This window comes from Salmonella sp. SAL04196 (genome assembly GCF_046550835.1).
Classification (GTDB): domain Bacteria; phylum Pseudomonadota; class Gammaproteobacteria; order Enterobacterales; family Enterobacteriaceae; genus Salmonella; species Salmonella enterica.
In genome coordinates, this window is record NZ_JBGDXE010000002.1 from 104,156 (window position 1) to 116,940 (window position 12,785).

13 protein-coding genes, 1 tRNA gene and 2 pseudogenes are annotated in these 12,785 nt (G+C 53.1%); 7 read left to right on the top strand and 9 right to left on the bottom strand.

Going from position 1 to position 12,785, the window contains the following annotated elements; all coding sequences use genetic code 11:
- Window positions 1–7 precede the first annotated feature (7 nt).
- Genes ACLJPE_RS10025 through ACLJPE_RS10035 form a run of 3 tightly spaced genes read left to right on the top strand, consistent with a single transcriptional unit; the run spans window position 8 to window position 1,926 of the window.
- Complete coding sequence (locus tag ACLJPE_RS10025; RefSeq protein ID WP_023252154.1) at window positions 8–472, top strand: phage tail protein; 465 nt, start codon at window positions 8–10, stop codon at window positions 470–472.
- A 2-nt stretch (window positions 473–474) separates the two neighbouring features.
- Complete coding sequence (locus tag ACLJPE_RS10030; protein WP_052322956.1) at window positions 475–1,668, top strand: phage late control D family protein; 1,194 nt, start codon at window positions 475–477, stop codon at window positions 1,666–1,668.
- A gap of 39 nt (window positions 1,669–1,707) precedes the next feature.
- Window positions 1,708–1,926, top strand: coding sequence for a DNA-binding transcriptional regulator (locus ACLJPE_RS10035; RefSeq protein WP_023223216.1), 219 nt, complete (start codon window positions 1,708–1,710; stop codon window positions 1,924–1,926).
- A gap of 157 nt (window positions 1,927–2,083) precedes the next feature.
- On the opposite strand, the gene ACLJPE_RS10040 is transcribed toward ACLJPE_RS10035, so the two are convergent.
- Window positions 2,084–2,159, bottom strand: a tRNA-Ile gene (locus tag ACLJPE_RS10040).
- A gap of 125 nt (window positions 2,160–2,284) precedes the next feature.
- Between ACLJPE_RS10040 and mug the strand changes: the two genes are divergently transcribed.
- The gene (gene mug, locus ACLJPE_RS10045; RefSeq protein WP_000237776.1) at window positions 2,285–2,791 is read left to right on the top strand and encodes a G/U mismatch-specific DNA glycosylase; all 507 of its coding nucleotides are present in this window, start codon (window positions 2,285–2,287) and stop codon (window positions 2,789–2,791) included.
- Window positions 2,792–2,914: 123 nt separating this feature from the next.
- Here the strand turns inward: mug and rpoD are convergent, their stop codons facing one another.
- From rpoD to rpsU, 3 genes are all read right to left on the bottom strand, one after another.
- Window positions 2,915–4,897 carry an RNA polymerase sigma factor RpoD gene (rpoD, locus tag ACLJPE_RS10050; protein WP_001120159.1) on the bottom strand — a complete coding sequence of 661 codons (1,983 nt, stop codon included), beginning with the start codon at window positions 4,895–4,897 and terminating at the stop codon, window positions 2,915–2,917.
- A 14-nt stretch (window positions 4,898–4,911) separates the two neighbouring features.
- On the bottom strand, window positions 4,912–6,657 hold the full coding sequence (gene dnaG, locus ACLJPE_RS10055; protein WP_000918865.1) for a DNA primase: 1,746 nt from the start codon (window positions 6,655–6,657) through the stop codon (window positions 4,912–4,914).
- Between the two features lie 235 nt (window positions 6,658–6,892).
- The gene (gene rpsU, locus ACLJPE_RS10060; RefSeq protein WP_001144069.1) at window positions 6,893–7,108 is read right to left on the bottom strand and encodes a 30S ribosomal protein S21; all 216 of its coding nucleotides are present in this window, start codon (window positions 7,106–7,108) and stop codon (window positions 6,893–6,895) included.
- A 227-nt stretch (window positions 7,109–7,335) separates the two neighbouring features.
- Here rpsU and tsaD point away from each other — a divergent pair, with 227 nt between their 5' ends.
- Window positions 7,336–8,349: a tRNA (adenosine(37)-N6)-threonylcarbamoyltransferase complex transferase subunit TsaD gene (tsaD, locus tag ACLJPE_RS10065; protein WP_001264389.1), complete on the top strand. Its 1,014-nt coding sequence runs from the start codon at window positions 7,336–7,338 to the stop codon at window positions 8,347–8,349.
- A gap of 123 nt (window positions 8,350–8,472) precedes the next feature.
- Here tsaD and ACLJPE_RS10070 read toward each other — a convergent pair.
- Both ACLJPE_RS10070 and plsY read right to left on the bottom strand, forming a co-directional pair.
- Window positions 8,473–8,535 (bottom strand): annotated as a pseudogene (locus tag ACLJPE_RS10070) (hypothetical protein); the annotation flags it as partial.
- A gap of 37 nt (window positions 8,536–8,572) precedes the next feature.
- Window positions 8,573–9,190 (bottom strand): glycerol-3-phosphate 1-O-acyltransferase PlsY, encoded by a 618-nt coding sequence (gene plsY, locus ACLJPE_RS10075; protein WP_001272785.1) that lies wholly within the window; start codon window positions 9,188–9,190, stop codon window positions 8,573–8,575.
- 106 nt (window positions 9,191–9,296) lie between these two features.
- Between plsY and folB the strand changes: the two genes are divergently transcribed.
- Together folB and bacA are read left to right on the top strand one after the other, a co-directional pair.
- On the top strand, window positions 9,297–9,656 hold the full coding sequence (gene folB, locus ACLJPE_RS10080) for a bifunctional dihydroneopterin aldolase/7,8-dihydroneopterin epimerase (protein ID WP_000355776.1): 360 nt from the start codon (window positions 9,297–9,299) through the stop codon (window positions 9,654–9,656).
- Between the two features lie 97 nt (window positions 9,657–9,753).
- Entirely contained in the window at window positions 9,754–10,575 is an 822-nt protein-coding gene (bacA, locus tag ACLJPE_RS10085) for an undecaprenyl-diphosphate phosphatase (protein WP_001281933.1), read from the top strand.
- Here bacA and ACLJPE_RS10090 read toward each other — a convergent pair.
- From ACLJPE_RS10090 to ACLJPE_RS10100, 3 genes and pseudogenes are all read right to left on the bottom strand, one after another.
- A pseudogene (locus tag ACLJPE_RS10090) lies at window positions 10,574–10,658 on the bottom strand (hypothetical protein); the annotation flags it as partial. The gene bacA and the pseudogene ACLJPE_RS10090 sit on opposite strands and share 2 nt — an antisense overlap.
- Before the next feature lie 20 nt (window positions 10,659–10,678).
- The gene (locus ACLJPE_RS10095; RefSeq protein ID WP_000708458.1) at window positions 10,679–11,920 is read right to left on the bottom strand and encodes a multifunctional CCA addition/repair protein; all 1,242 of its coding nucleotides are present in this window, start codon (window positions 11,918–11,920) and stop codon (window positions 10,679–10,681) included.
- A gap of 62 nt (window positions 11,921–11,982) precedes the next feature.
- Window positions 11,983–12,597: a TIGR04211 family SH3 domain-containing protein gene (locus ACLJPE_RS10100; RefSeq protein ID WP_001125344.1), complete on the bottom strand. Its 615-nt coding sequence runs from the start codon at window positions 12,595–12,597 to the stop codon at window positions 11,983–11,985.
- Window positions 12,598–12,785: the final 188 nt, after the last annotated feature.

Consider the following 12,785-nt stretch of genomic DNA (forward strand, 5'->3'; position numbering starts at 1 on the left):
ACCGATTATGATGCTGGCACTAGGTATGTTTGTTTTTATGCGTCAGACGTTGCCCTATCAGAGCATGCAGCGCAGCGCGGATTATAGCTGGGCGTCAAACTCCCGCATCGGGAAGCGTGACGCTTTTCAGTATCTCGGTGAAGGGGAGGACAAAATCACCCTGAGCGGTGACCTTTATCCTGAGCTGACCGGCGGCAAGTTTTCGATGCTGACGCTTTATGCGATGGCCGAGCAGGGGCGAGCATGGCCGCTTATTTCAGGCTCAGGCTGGATTTACGGGATGTTTATTGTCAGCAATGTCTCGGAGACCGGCACGGTATTTTTTGAGGACGGGTCGCCACGAAAAATCAGCTTCACTCTGTCACTGACCCGTGTCGATGAATCGCTCGCGGCGGTCTATGGCGATATCGGAAAACAGGCCGAGAGTCTTGTCGGTAAAGCGGGCGATCTGCTGTCTAAGGTGGGGGCTTAATCATGCTGGATATTATCACCGGCGCGGGGGGCACACTGACGCCCGATTTTATGCTGACACTGGAAAGCAAAGATATCACCGGCAATATCAGCGACCGGCTGATTAATCTCTCGATGACGGATAACCGGGGCTTTGAAGCTGACCAGCTCGATATTGAACTCGATGATTCTGACGGGCTTGTCGCGCTGCCGATTCGCGGCGCGGTGCTGTCACTGTATCTCGGCTGGAAAGGCTTCGCGCTCGTTGGTAAGGGGCGATTTACCGTCGATGAGGTGGAGCACCGGGGGGCACCGGATACGGTGACCATTCGCGCCCGTAGCGCTGATTTTCGCGGAACGCTCAATTCACGCCGCGAGGAATCATGGCACGACACCACACTCGGCGTTATCGTCAGCGCGATAGCCGTCCGGAATAAATTAACGGCCAGTGTCGCGGATTCTCTTGCCGGGATAAAAATTCCGCATATCGACCAGTCGCAGGAATCCGACGCTGTTTTCCTGACTCGCCTCGCGGAACGCAACGGCGGCGCGGTATCGGTCAAGGCGGGTAAATTGCTGATGCTCAAAGCGGGAAGTGGTACGACGGCCAGCGGAAAAGCTATCCCTCTGATTACTATCCAACGCAGTGACGGCGACCGGCATCAGTTTGCTATTGCTGACCGTGGTGCTTACACGGGCGTAACGGCTAAATGGCTGCACACCAAAGACCCAAAACCGGCGAAGCAAAAGCAAGCGGTGAAGCTGAAGCGCAAGCCAAAAGAGCAACACCTCCGGGCGCTACAGCACCCGAAAGCAAAAGTCGTGAGCAGTAAAACCGCAGCGAAAAAGAAGAAAGAGCAGGAAGCCCGCGAGGGTGAATATATGGCCGGTGAGGCTGACAACGTTTTCGCACTGACGACCATTTACGCGACAAAGGCGCAAGCGATGCGCGCGGCTCAGGCGAAGTGGGATAAATTACAGCGTGGCGTTGCGGAGTTCTCAATCACGCTGGCAACTGGTCGGGAAGATATTTATCCCGAAATGCCGGTCAGGGTCTCGGGCTTTAAGAGCGTCATCGATGACCAGTCGTGGATAATCAGTAAGGTGACCCATAATCTAGGCGGGAATGGCTTCACGACGACTGTAGAGCTCGAGGTCATGCTTTCCGGCATAGAATATGAGTCGGAAGAAAATGGTTCTCAAATGGTGAATAACTGAGTATTATTAATTCACTTTTTGTGAATGCGTGGAGGTGGCATGTTCCATTGTCCAAAATGCCAGCATGCAGCGCATGCTCGTACCAGTCGCTATCTTAGCGAGAATACTAAAGAGCGTTATCATCAATGTACGAATATTAATTGCAGTTGCACATTCGTAACGATGGAGTCTGTAGAACGTTTTATTGTTACACCGGGAACAATAATTCCGGCGCCACCTCACCCGTCGGTGAGTGGTCAGCGGCCATTGTGGCTCTGATTAGTTTTCTCTAAAGACCCGCCGCGCGCGGGTTTTTTTATGTGCTCATGAAAGTGGTGGTAAAAAATCCACCGCCATTTCATCGCCACTCGAAAACAAGATAACAAAAAAGCCACTCGCTAGAGTGGCTTAATTATATGATTATAAAGCTAAAATTTGGTGGCCCCTGCTGGACTTGAACCAGCGACCAAGCGATTATGAGTCGCCTGCTCTAACCACTGAGCTAAGGGGCCGTGGCGGTGGATTATAATGTAACTTTACGCTGTAATCCAGCCGTAACCGTGCGGGTGCTGTTTTTATAAACAATGTGTTTTCAACCCGTTATACTTAAAGTACGTTGTATTGCTCAGGAGTAATAATGGTTAAGGACATACTGGCGCCAGGGCTACGGGTGGTTTTTTGCGGCATCAATCCGGGACTCTCCTCGGCGAATACCGGCTTTCCGTTTGCGCATCCCGCGAATCGTTTTTGGAAAGTTATTCATTTGGCCGGTTTCACCGATCGACAGTTGAAACCGGAAGAGGCGGAAAAATTACTGGATTTTCGCTGCGGGGTAACGAAACTCGTCGATCGACCGACGGTACAAGCGACTGAGGTGAAGTTGCATGAATTACGTAGCGGCGGACGCAACCTGATTGAAAAAATAGAGGACTACCAGCCCGCAGCGCTGGCGGTGCTTGGTAAACAGGCTTTTGAACAGGGATTCAGCCAGCGTGGTATCGCCTGGGGTAAACAAAAGATCGCCATTGGCGCGACGATGGTGTGGGTGTTGCCGAATCCCAGCGGCTTAAACCGAATTAAAACGGAAAAACTGGTCGAGGCCTATCGCGAACTGGATCAAGCGCTCATTATGCGTGGGCTATAGCAATGGGGAATGAGGGCGCGAATACTCGCGCTGTGTAGAAATTCTGCAGGCCAAATAGGGCGCTTGCGCATGGCCTGATAAAAAAACGCCGCCTTGCGGCGGCGTTTATACCTGTACGGCGAATTAATCGTCGAGGAAGCTGCGCAGCACTTCAGAACGGCTCGGGTGGCGCAGTTTACGCAGCGCCTTCGCTTCGATCTGACGGATACGTTCGCGGGTAACATCGAACTGTTTACCCACTTCTTCCAGCGTGTGGTCGGTGTTCATATCGATACCGAAACGCATACGCAGCACTTTCGCTTCACGAGCGGTCAGGCCAGCCAAAACGTCGTGAGTGGCGGCACGCAGGCTCTCGGTAGTGGCAGAGTCCAGCGGCAGCTCGAGGGTGGTATCCTCGATGAAATCACCCAGATGCGAATCTTCATCGTCGCCGATCGGCGTTTCCATGGAGATAGGCTCTTTGGCAATCTTCAGCACCTTACGAATTTTATCTTCCGGCATCAGCATCCGTTCAGCCAGCTCTTCCGGCGTTGGCTCGCGGCCCATCTCTTGCAGCATCTGGCGAGAAATACGGTTGAGCTTGTTGATGGTCTCAATCATATGCACCGGAATACGGATGGTGCGCGCCTGATCCGCGATAGAGCGGGTGATCGCCTGACGGATCCACCAGGTAGCGTAGGTGGAGAACTTGTAGCCGCGGCGGTATTCAAACTTATCTACCGCTTTCATCAGACCGATGTTGCCTTCCTGAATCAGGTCAAGGAACTGCAAGCCACGGTTGGTGTATTTCTTAGCGATAGAAATAACCAGACGTAAGTTCGCTTCAACCATCTCTTTCTTCGCACGGCGGGCTTTCGCTTCCCCGATGGACATGCGACGGTTGATGTCTTTCACCTGTTCGATGGTCAGACCGGTCTCTTCTTCAATCTGCCGCAGTTTTTGCAGACAGCGTTGCACTTCTTCCGCGACATCGTGCAGTTTTTCCGACCACGGTTTGTTCATCGCGATAGCGGCGTTGAACCAGGTTTCGCTGGTTTCGTTACCGGTAAACAGCGTGATAAAGTTCTTCTTCGGCATTTTGCACTGCTCGACGCAGAGCTTCATGATCAGACGTTCCTGAGTACGCACGCGATCCATCATCACGCGCATACTGTTGACCAGATAGTCGAATTGCTTCGGTACCAGACGGAACTGTTTGAACACTTCAGACAGCTTCAGAATCTCTTCCTGCGCGGCAGCATGGCTGCGGCCTTTCGCTTTGATGGTGTCGCGCGTAACGACGTATTGCGCGCGCAGCTCAGCGAATTTTTCGCGTGCCAGTTCAGGGTCAATGCTGTTGTCGTCATCGGCGGCGTCATCGTCGCCGTCTTCTTCATCTTCGTCTTCGTCATCATCCAGGTCTTCCTGGGAGAGTTCAGAACCGACGTGAGTTGCGGTCGGCGCCATCTCTTCTTCCGCGTTCGGATCGACAAAGCCGGTGATAAGATCGGACAAACGAGCCTCTTCAGCCTCAACGCGATCGTACTGTTCCAGCAGATAGGTAATGGCTTCCGGGTATTCGGCAACGGAGCATTGAACCTGGTTGATCCCGTCTTCGATACGTTTAGCGATGTCGATTTCGCCTTCCCGGGTCAACAGTTCAACAGTGCCCATTTCACGCATATACATGCGTACCGGGTCAGTCGTACGACCGATTTCAGACTCAACACTGGACAGAACTTGTGCAGCAGCTTCTTCCGCATCTTCATCGGTGCTGGTGGTATTTTCAGCCAGCAGCAGATCATCGGCATCAGGCGCTTCTTCCATTACCTGAATACCCATGTCGTTGATCATTTGGATGATATCTTCAATTTGATCTGAATCGACGATATCTTCCGGCAGATGGTCATTGACCTCAGCATAGGTCAGATAGCCTTGCTCCTTACCACGGGTGACAAGAAGTTTCAGCTGTGACTGCGGGTTTTGCTCCATAAGACGGTATCCACACTTATTCGTTTGATTGGTGTCGACGGTATAGCTGTCGACATTTAAAGCGAGGGCATACTTATATTTTGGCCGCTGCCTCTCACTGCGGCTGTCGGGGGCTTCCCGATCGATATGCGGCATTTAAGCCGTTAAATTCATTTTCTGGCCAGCTCCTGGTTTAACGTCCAGAGCTCTCGGCGTTCTTCGCTGCTTAAACCGTGAGTGCGATCGCGAGCGATCAGCTCTTCTTGTCGCAGTTGCAGCAGCGAATCAAACATATGGTTGAGTGAGTCGGTAAAGGTCTTTTCGGCAATCGCCTTATCTGCTATATCGTCCCACATCGATAATTTTTCAAGGGTCGCAGCATCATTTGTGCCACGGTAGAGTTCCAGAAGTTGTCCGGTAGTAAGACCTGGCTGAGCCAAACAAGTTTTGACCAATTCTTTAAATAAGCCAAGTCCCGGCAGCTTATTCTGATCCAGCGCGTCTAAGGGCGGCACTAACGGCGCGAGATCCGGATTTTGCACCAGTAATCCTATCAGTATACGCATGGTCGTGCGTTTTAGCTGCGGAGCCGGGCGGGAAACGCCGCTTTCCGCCTGTTTTGGCACTAAACGATCAAGCTGACTATCATCGAAAATGCCTAACTTCAGCCCCAACGTCTGGCGCAGCTGAATACGGTGCGCGTCGCCAGGCACCTGATTAATGAGCGGCAGCGCCAGTGCGGCTAACTGCGTGCTGCCATCCGGCGAGCTTAAATCCACCTGCGGCAGGAGGCTATTAAACAGAAATGTAGAGAGCGGCTGCGCCTGCTCCATCCGCGCTTCAAAAGCCGCCTTGCCTTCTTTACGCACCAGCGTATCCGGGTCTTCGCCGTCAGGTAAAAACATAAAGCGTACCTGCCGACCGTCGGTCATATAAGGCATTGCTGTTTCCAGCGCTCTCCAGGCGGCATCACGGCCAGCCCGGTCGCCGTCGTAACAGCAAATCACGTTGTTCGTCGCCCGGAATAACATATGCATATGGTCTGCCGTGGTTGAGGTACCCAGCGAAGCGACCGCATAGTTAATGTCGTATTGCGCTAGTGCGACGACATCCATATAACCTTCGACCACAAGCAAGCGTTGCGGTTCAGCACTATATTGCTGAGCCTCATAAAGACCATATAGCTGGCGGCCTTTATGGAAAATGTCCGTTTCCGGAGAGTTAAGGTATTTCGGCGTGTCGTTCCCCAGAACTCGGCCGCCAAAACCAATCACCCTGCCGCGTTTGTCCCGAATAGGGAACATGACCCGATTACGGAAACGATCGTAAGTGCTGCCCTGCTCGTTATTGACCAGCATTCCGGCATCCAGCAACAATGCCTTGTTATCGCTGTTATTACCGAAGCGCTTTAACGCGTTATCCCAACCAGGCGGCGCGAAGCCAATGGCGAAACGCTGAATAATTTCAGCGCTCAGACCGCGCTTTTGCAGATAGTCACGCGCAGGTTTTGCCGCAGGATGGGTTAGCGACTGCTGATAAAAGTCATTCAGACCATTCATCAACTGATAGAGGTTTTGCCGTTGATGGCGCTCTATCTGGCTAAGCCCGGTGCCTGCTTCATAGGGAATTTCCAGGTTATGCATGGCCGCTAATTCTTCGACGGTTTCGACAAATTCGAGCTTGTCGTAATTCATCAAAAAGTCGATCGCATTGCCATGCGCGCCGCATCCAAAGCAGTGATAAAACTGTTTTTCACCGTTTACGGTGAAAGAAGGGGTTTTCTCATTATGGAATGGACAACACGCGTGATAGTTCTTGCCCTGTTTCTTGAGTTTTACGCGCACGTCGATCAGATCGACGATATCGGTTCTCGCCAGCAGGTCATTAATGAATACGCGTGGGATTCGTCCAGCCATATGCCCCTTTTATACACGTCATTCTTCAGGCTGCCGTAGTGTTGGCTACGTTCGCTCACCCCTGTCGCTGACTTGCGTAAGCGCCGGGGACTTGCTCTCTTGCCGCCTGGACGCAGCATGAATGATTTTGTGTATATGCTAATGCATAAACGAAAACAAGCCGCGCATTCCTTTCGGAAGCACGGCCTTACAACTACAACTCGATCTGAATTGAGAGCAGCCCGCTCTCAAAAGATTAGTACAGACGAGTACGGCGTGCGTTTTCGCGAGCCAGTTTCTTCGCGTGACGTTTCACTGCAGAAGCTTTAGCGCGCTTACGTTCGGTCGTCGGTTTTTCATAGAACTCACGACGACGAACTTCCGCCAGAACACCTGCTTTTTCGCAGGAACGCTTGAAGCGACGCAGAGCTACGTCGAACGGCTCGTTTTCACGTACTTTAATTACCGGCATGTGCCTCTCACCTTTGATTAATTCGGTTTGCCGCTGGCATCAACGCCAGCTTATTTCAAAATGGTGCGGAATTTTACTGCAATTGCTGCTGCTTTGTAAAGCACCGCGGCCTTTTTTGAAAGGGACTTTTATAAGGTGAGGGAGTATACACGAAGTCGGGACTGAGGGTATACATCCACCCGCATTCGACCTACACTGCGCGGTATTAGAGCGAGGTAAAACAAGTCATGCGTGTACTGGGTATTGAAACATCCTGCGATGAAACCGGCATCGCTATTTACGACGACAAAAAAGGTCTGTTAGCCAACCAATTGTATAGTCAGGTGAAATTACATGCTGACTACGGCGGCGTAGTGCCTGAACTGGCTTCCCGCGATCATGTGCGTAAAACCGTGCCGCTGATTCAGGCGGCATTAAAAGAAGCCGGTCTGACGGCGAGCGATATCGACGCGGTGGCCTATACCGCAGGCCCGGGCCTGGTCGGCGCGCTGCTGGTCGGCGCAACCGTCGGGCGTTCGCTGGCATTTGCCTGGAATGTGCCGGCCATTCCTGTACACCATATGGAAGGTCATCTGCTGGCGCCGATGCTGGAAGATAACCCTCCGGATTTCCCGTTTGTGGCGCTACTGGTCTCCGGCGGACATACGCAGCTCATTAGCGTGACCGGAATCGGTCAGTACGAACTGCTGGGAGAGTCGATTGACGATGCCGCCGGTGAAGCGTTTGATAAAACCGCCAAATTGTTGGGGCTGGATTATCCTGGCGGCCCGATGCTGTCGAAAATGGCGTCGCAGGGGACGGCGGGGCGTTTTGTCTTTCCGCGCCCGATGACCGATCGCCCGGGGCTGGATTTTAGTTTTTCCGGTCTGAAAACCTTTGCCGCTAACACCATTCGTAGTAATGGCGACGACGAACAAACTCGCGCTGATATCGCGCGCGCTTTTGAAGATGCGGTCGTGGATACGCTGATGATCAAGTGCAAGCGCGCGCTGGAAAGCACCGGTTTTAAGCGTCTGGTCATGGCGGGCGGCGTCAGCGCTAACCGCACGCTGCGTGCGAAGCTTGCCGAAATGATGCAAAAACGCCGCGGCGAAGTGTTCTATGCGCGTCCGGAGTTTTGTACTGACAACGGGGCGATGATCGCCTATGCCGGAATGGTGCGGTTTAAAGCGGGCGTTACGGCGGATCTTGGCGTAACGGTACGTCCGCGCTGGCCGCTGGCCGAGCTGCCGGCGGCGTAAAAGCGGAAAAAGGGGGGCAACATCATGCCGCCCCAACGGGTTTACAGTAAAACGACGGGCATCCACAACAGCTCGGTGACGATCAGCAGCACCAGGAAGATCAGGCCGAAAATCGCGCCTAACCACGCCAATGGTGGAAGGGTGACGCGCGGCGGATTCGATATGTACGCCTATCACCGAGCTATTTATCCGGCGATGCGCAGGCACGGCATAGCGTAAAAAACTACTCCGAATCTTTCTGGCGTTTCTTTTTCAGCTTCGTCCAGATTTTCGTCTCCTGGCGACGCCACAGACGCTGGATGTTGTCATGATGGCGCAGCAAAATGAGACATGACAGCATCGATACCGGGAAGGTGAACTGCGGTTTAAACCACCAGACGTAAAACGGCGCAATCAAGGCGCTGACAATCGCCCCTAACGATGAATAACCGCTTAACAGGACCGTCAGCAGCCAGGTGCCAGCCATAACGCCGGTTAAATCCCAGCCGATGGGCGCAATGGCACCAAATGCGGTTGCTACGCCTTTCCCACCTTTAAAGCCAAAAAAGACCGGCCAGATATGCCCCAGACAGGCGGCGATAGCGATAAGCCCCAGCCAGAAAGGGGTAACGCCTAACGCATACGCGCCCCAGACGGGCAACATGCCTTTAAGGATGTCAAAAATAAGTACCGCGACAGCCGCTCCCTTGCCACCGATTCGTAATACGTTCGTCGCGCCCGGGTTGCCGGAGCCGCTTTCACGCGGATCGGGCAGCCCGGCGATGCGGCAAACCAGAATGGCACTGGAAATTGAGCCGCAGAGGTACGCGAAGAGGATCATTCCAGGCGCGATTGCACTCATAAGCTGTTCCGTATTGAAAGTGTCGTTTTATTTACTATTTCTGTGGATAATACGCACATTTCGCCGGAAGTGGTATCCGGGTTAGCCAAAAAGCAGGCAGGTCGTGATGGATATTGTATTTATAGAGCAACTTTCGGTAATCACCACTATCGGTGTTTACGACTGGGAACAGACTATCGAGCAAAAACTGGTGTTCGATATCGAAATGGCATGGGATAACCGCAAGTCGGCGAAAAGCGATGATGTCGCAGATTGTCTAAGTTATGCGGATATCGCCGACACGGTGATAAATCATGTCGAAGGCGGGCGTTTTGCTCTGGTCGAGCGCGTGGCGGAAGAGGTGGCGGATCTGCTGCTTAGCCGATTCAATTCTCCGTGGGTTCGCATCAAACTGAGCAAGCCTGGCGCCGTCGCGCGCGCGGCGAACGTAGGGGTAATTATTGAGCGTGGCAATAATCTGAAATAAAAATAAATAATTTTATATTTTTTAAACCAAACGGTTATATATGGGGTCTTAACGCGAGATCCATTTTTGCAGTGTTTTTCATTTTAGGGGTTTATTGATGAGCGATATGCACTCGCTGCTGATAGCGGCAATTTTGGGTGTGGTCGAAGGATTGACGGAGTTTTTGCCGGTATCCAGCACGGGCCATATGATTATTGTGGGTCATCTGCTGGGGTTTGAAGGCGATACGGCCAAGACATTCGAAGTGGTGATTCAACTTGGATCTATTCTGGCGGTCGTGGTGATGTTCTGGCGGCGGTTGTTTGGTCTCATCGGTATTCACTTTGGCCGCCCGCTACAGCGTGAAGGTGAAAGTAAAGGTCGATTAACGTTGATTCACATCCTGCTGGGCATGATTCCGGCGGTGGTGCTGGGGTTAGTCTTTCATGACACGATCAAGTCGCTATTTAACCCGATTAACGTGATGTACGCGCTGGTGGTAGGCGGTCTGTTGCTGATTGCCGCCGAGTGCCTGAAGCCGAAAGAACCGCGCGCGCCGGGGCTGGATGATATGACGTATCGTCAGGCGTTTATGATTGGCTGTTTCCAGTGTCTGGCGCTGTGGCCGGGCTTCTCGCGTTCCGGAGCGACCATTTCCGGTGGGATGCTGATGGGCGTCAGCCGTTACGCCGCCTCTGAGTTCTCGTTCTTACTGGCTGTGCCGATGATGATGGGCGCAACGGTTCTGGATCTCTACAAAAGTTGGTCATTCCTGACCGCAGCGGATATTCCGATGTTCGCAGTGGGCTTTGTGACGGCGTTTGTGGTGGCGCTGATCGCCATCAAGACCTTCCTGCAACTGATTAAGCGTATCTCGTTTATTCCGTTTGCGATTTACCGCTTTGTGGTGGCGGCTGCCGTTTACGTTGTCTTCTTCTGATGATTGACCTGCCGGATGGCGGCGTACCGCCTTGTCCGGCCTAACTGTTTTGTCGGTCTGATAAGCGCAGCGCCATCAGGCAATTTATCGTGCCGGATGGCGTTTAGCTGGCGGGGTTCGGGCAGCGCTTCTCTTTCCAGTTGGCGACCGCTGCAATTCGTCGCTTTGTCAGCTCCTCGCGAATCTCAATGCCCTTAAATCCGGCCTCCACCACCTCTTTCGTCGGTACCGCCTGCGCCACCTGCCAGGCTTCGCGCAGCCAGCGCCCCTGCGGGTAATCCGACGCTTCAAATCCGGTACGTCCACGGACATCGGCCTCGCTGGTCAGCGCAATCTGCTCGACGCGCTGCGGTTTACGCCATGCATCAATGGCGTCAAACAGCTTAACGATCGTTTTCGGCTGGAGTATCGGAAAGGTGTGGATCAGATCGTGGTATTCGGCGACCAGTTTAGCTAAATCACGCAGGTCATTGGGAACGCGCAAACGCTGGCATAACTGTTCGACCAGTTTCACGCCCGCCGGGCCGTGGCCATGATGGCGCGGCCAGAGGTTTTTCGGCGTTAAGCCTTTGCCAAGATCATGACAAAGCGTGGCGAAACGGACATCAAGCTGCGGACTGAGCATAGCGGCCATCGACAGCGTCATCAGCGTATGAACTCCGGTATCAATTTCCGGATGCCACTTTGCCGGCGCGGGTACGCCAAACAGGGCGTCGATTTCCGGAAACAGGACGCGCAGGGCGCCGCAGTCGCGCAATACCTGGAAGTAAACCTGCGGATTGCGGGTGGTAAGCGCATTTTCCGTCTCTTTCCATACCCGTTCCGGCGTCAGATGTTCCAGCTCGCCTGCCGCGGTCATGTCGCGCATTAGCGACAGTGTTTCATCGGCGATACGGAAACTCAGATGAGCGTAACGGGCGGCAAAACGCGCCACGCGCAATACGCGCAAGGGATCTTCGCTAAACGCGGGGGAGACATGGCGCAGTAGACGCGCCTCCAGATCCCGGCGCCCGTGGTAAGGGTCGATAATCTGGCCGTCATCGTCGCGCGCCAGAGCATTAATGGTCAGATCGCGACGCTGGAGATCGGCTTCCAGGGTAACGTCCGGCGCGGCATAACAGGTGAAGCCCGTGTAGCCGGAACCGGATTTACGCTCGGTACGCGCCAGCGCGTATTCTTCGTGAGTTTGCGGATGGAGAAACACAGGAAAATCACGGCCTACCTGCTGGTAGCCCGCATCAAGCATCTCCTGCGGCGTGGCGCCGACAACGACCCAATCTTTATCTTTAACCGGTAGCCCTAACAACGCATCCCGAACCGCACCACCGACCAGATAAATCTTCACGCCACTTTCCTTTTAAAAACGATCATCCTCTAATGATAAGACAGTGCCGCAGAGAAGGCGATTTAGTTCATCCAGCGGTCTTTGCGTTTACGGCTTGGGATCATATGCGGCAGCACCAGCCCTAACAGCAAGCCAATACCCAATACGCCGCCGCCATACATAAACCACTGCATAATAATGGTGCGCTGTTTGTCATCCAGCTGCAGATTCGCGGCGCTAACTTTTTTCTGCGCGACAATCAGCTCGTTTTTCAGCTTCTGGTTCTCTTCTTTTAGCCCGTTGATGACGCTGTCGCTTTGCGCCACTTTCTGCTGCATATCGGCGGTGCGCTGATTCCACGTGGTATCAATATTGTTGAGTTTATCGGTCAACGTTTTGACCTGATTTTCCAGATCCGGCACGCGGGTACGCAGGCTTGGCGTAGTATTCAGTTCTTTTAACGGTATCCAGGCAGTACGACCAGAACTGTCTTTGATTTGACCATAGTTGGCATCGCTCTGTAAGAGCGTGACTTCCTCGCCGGCGTTGACGGTACCCACAAGGCGATAATTATCTCCCGGACCGCTGCGGACCCAGGTATTCAGTTCATCAGAAACGTAACGCGTCTCTTCAGCATGAGAGACGGCGGTGGCGCTAAGCGCAAGTAAAGTTAGTCCAATCAGGCGTAATTTTGGCATCAGGCTGTCGTTATTGTCAGAGAAAGTGGAACGATAGTAACGGCATCAGTGTCGCTACGCAAAGTAGTCGACATCAATCGGAATCATCTGTGTCGCCTTTGCCGCTACGTCAAACTTTTACGCCCGTCAAATTGCTCGTTGCATGGCAATTTGGCGCAAAATACTATCTACTGACAAAAATAATGCGG

Bases quoted from the DNA above. Each gene is read 5' to 3' on its own strand.
- mug (WP_000237776.1), top strand. From the start codon at position 2,285: ATGGTTAAGGACATACTGGCGCCAGGGCTACGGGTGGTTTTTTGCGGC.
- tsaD (WP_001264389.1), top strand. From the start codon at position 7,336: ATGCGTGTACTGGGTATTGAAACATCCTGCGATGAAACCGGCATCGCT.
- dnaG (WP_000918865.1), bottom strand. From the start codon at position 6,657: ATGGCTGGACGAATCCCACGCGTATTCATTAATGACCTGCTGGCGAGA.
- ACLJPE_RS10030 (WP_052322956.1), top strand. From the start codon at position 475: ATGCTGGATATTATCACCGGCGCGGGGGGCACACTGACGCCCGATTTT.
- ACLJPE_RS10035 (WP_023223216.1), top strand. From the start codon at position 1,708: ATGTTCCATTGTCCAAAATGCCAGCATGCAGCGCATGCTCGTACCAGT.
- rpoD (WP_001120159.1), bottom strand. From the start codon at position 4,897: ATGCCGCATATCGATCGGGAAGCCCCCGACAGCCGCAGTGAGAGGCAG.
- plsY (WP_001272785.1), bottom strand. From the start codon at position 9,190: ATGAGTGCAATCGCGCCTGGAATGATCCTCTTCGCGTACCTCTGCGGC.
- ACLJPE_RS10100 (WP_001125344.1), bottom strand. From the start codon at position 12,597: ATGCCAAAATTACGCCTGATTGGACTAACTTTACTTGCGCTTAGCGCC.
- folB (WP_000355776.1), top strand. From the start codon at position 9,297: ATGGATATTGTATTTATAGAGCAACTTTCGGTAATCACCACTATCGGT.
- ACLJPE_RS10025 (WP_023252154.1), top strand. From the start codon at position 8: ATGATGCTGGCACTAGGTATGTTTGTTTTTATGCGTCAGACGTTGCCC.
- bacA (WP_001281933.1), top strand. From the start codon at position 9,754: ATGAGCGATATGCACTCGCTGCTGATAGCGGCAATTTTGGGTGTGGTC.
- rpsU (WP_001144069.1), bottom strand. From the start codon at position 7,108: ATGCCGGTAATTAAAGTACGTGAAAACGAGCCGTTCGACGTAGCTCTG.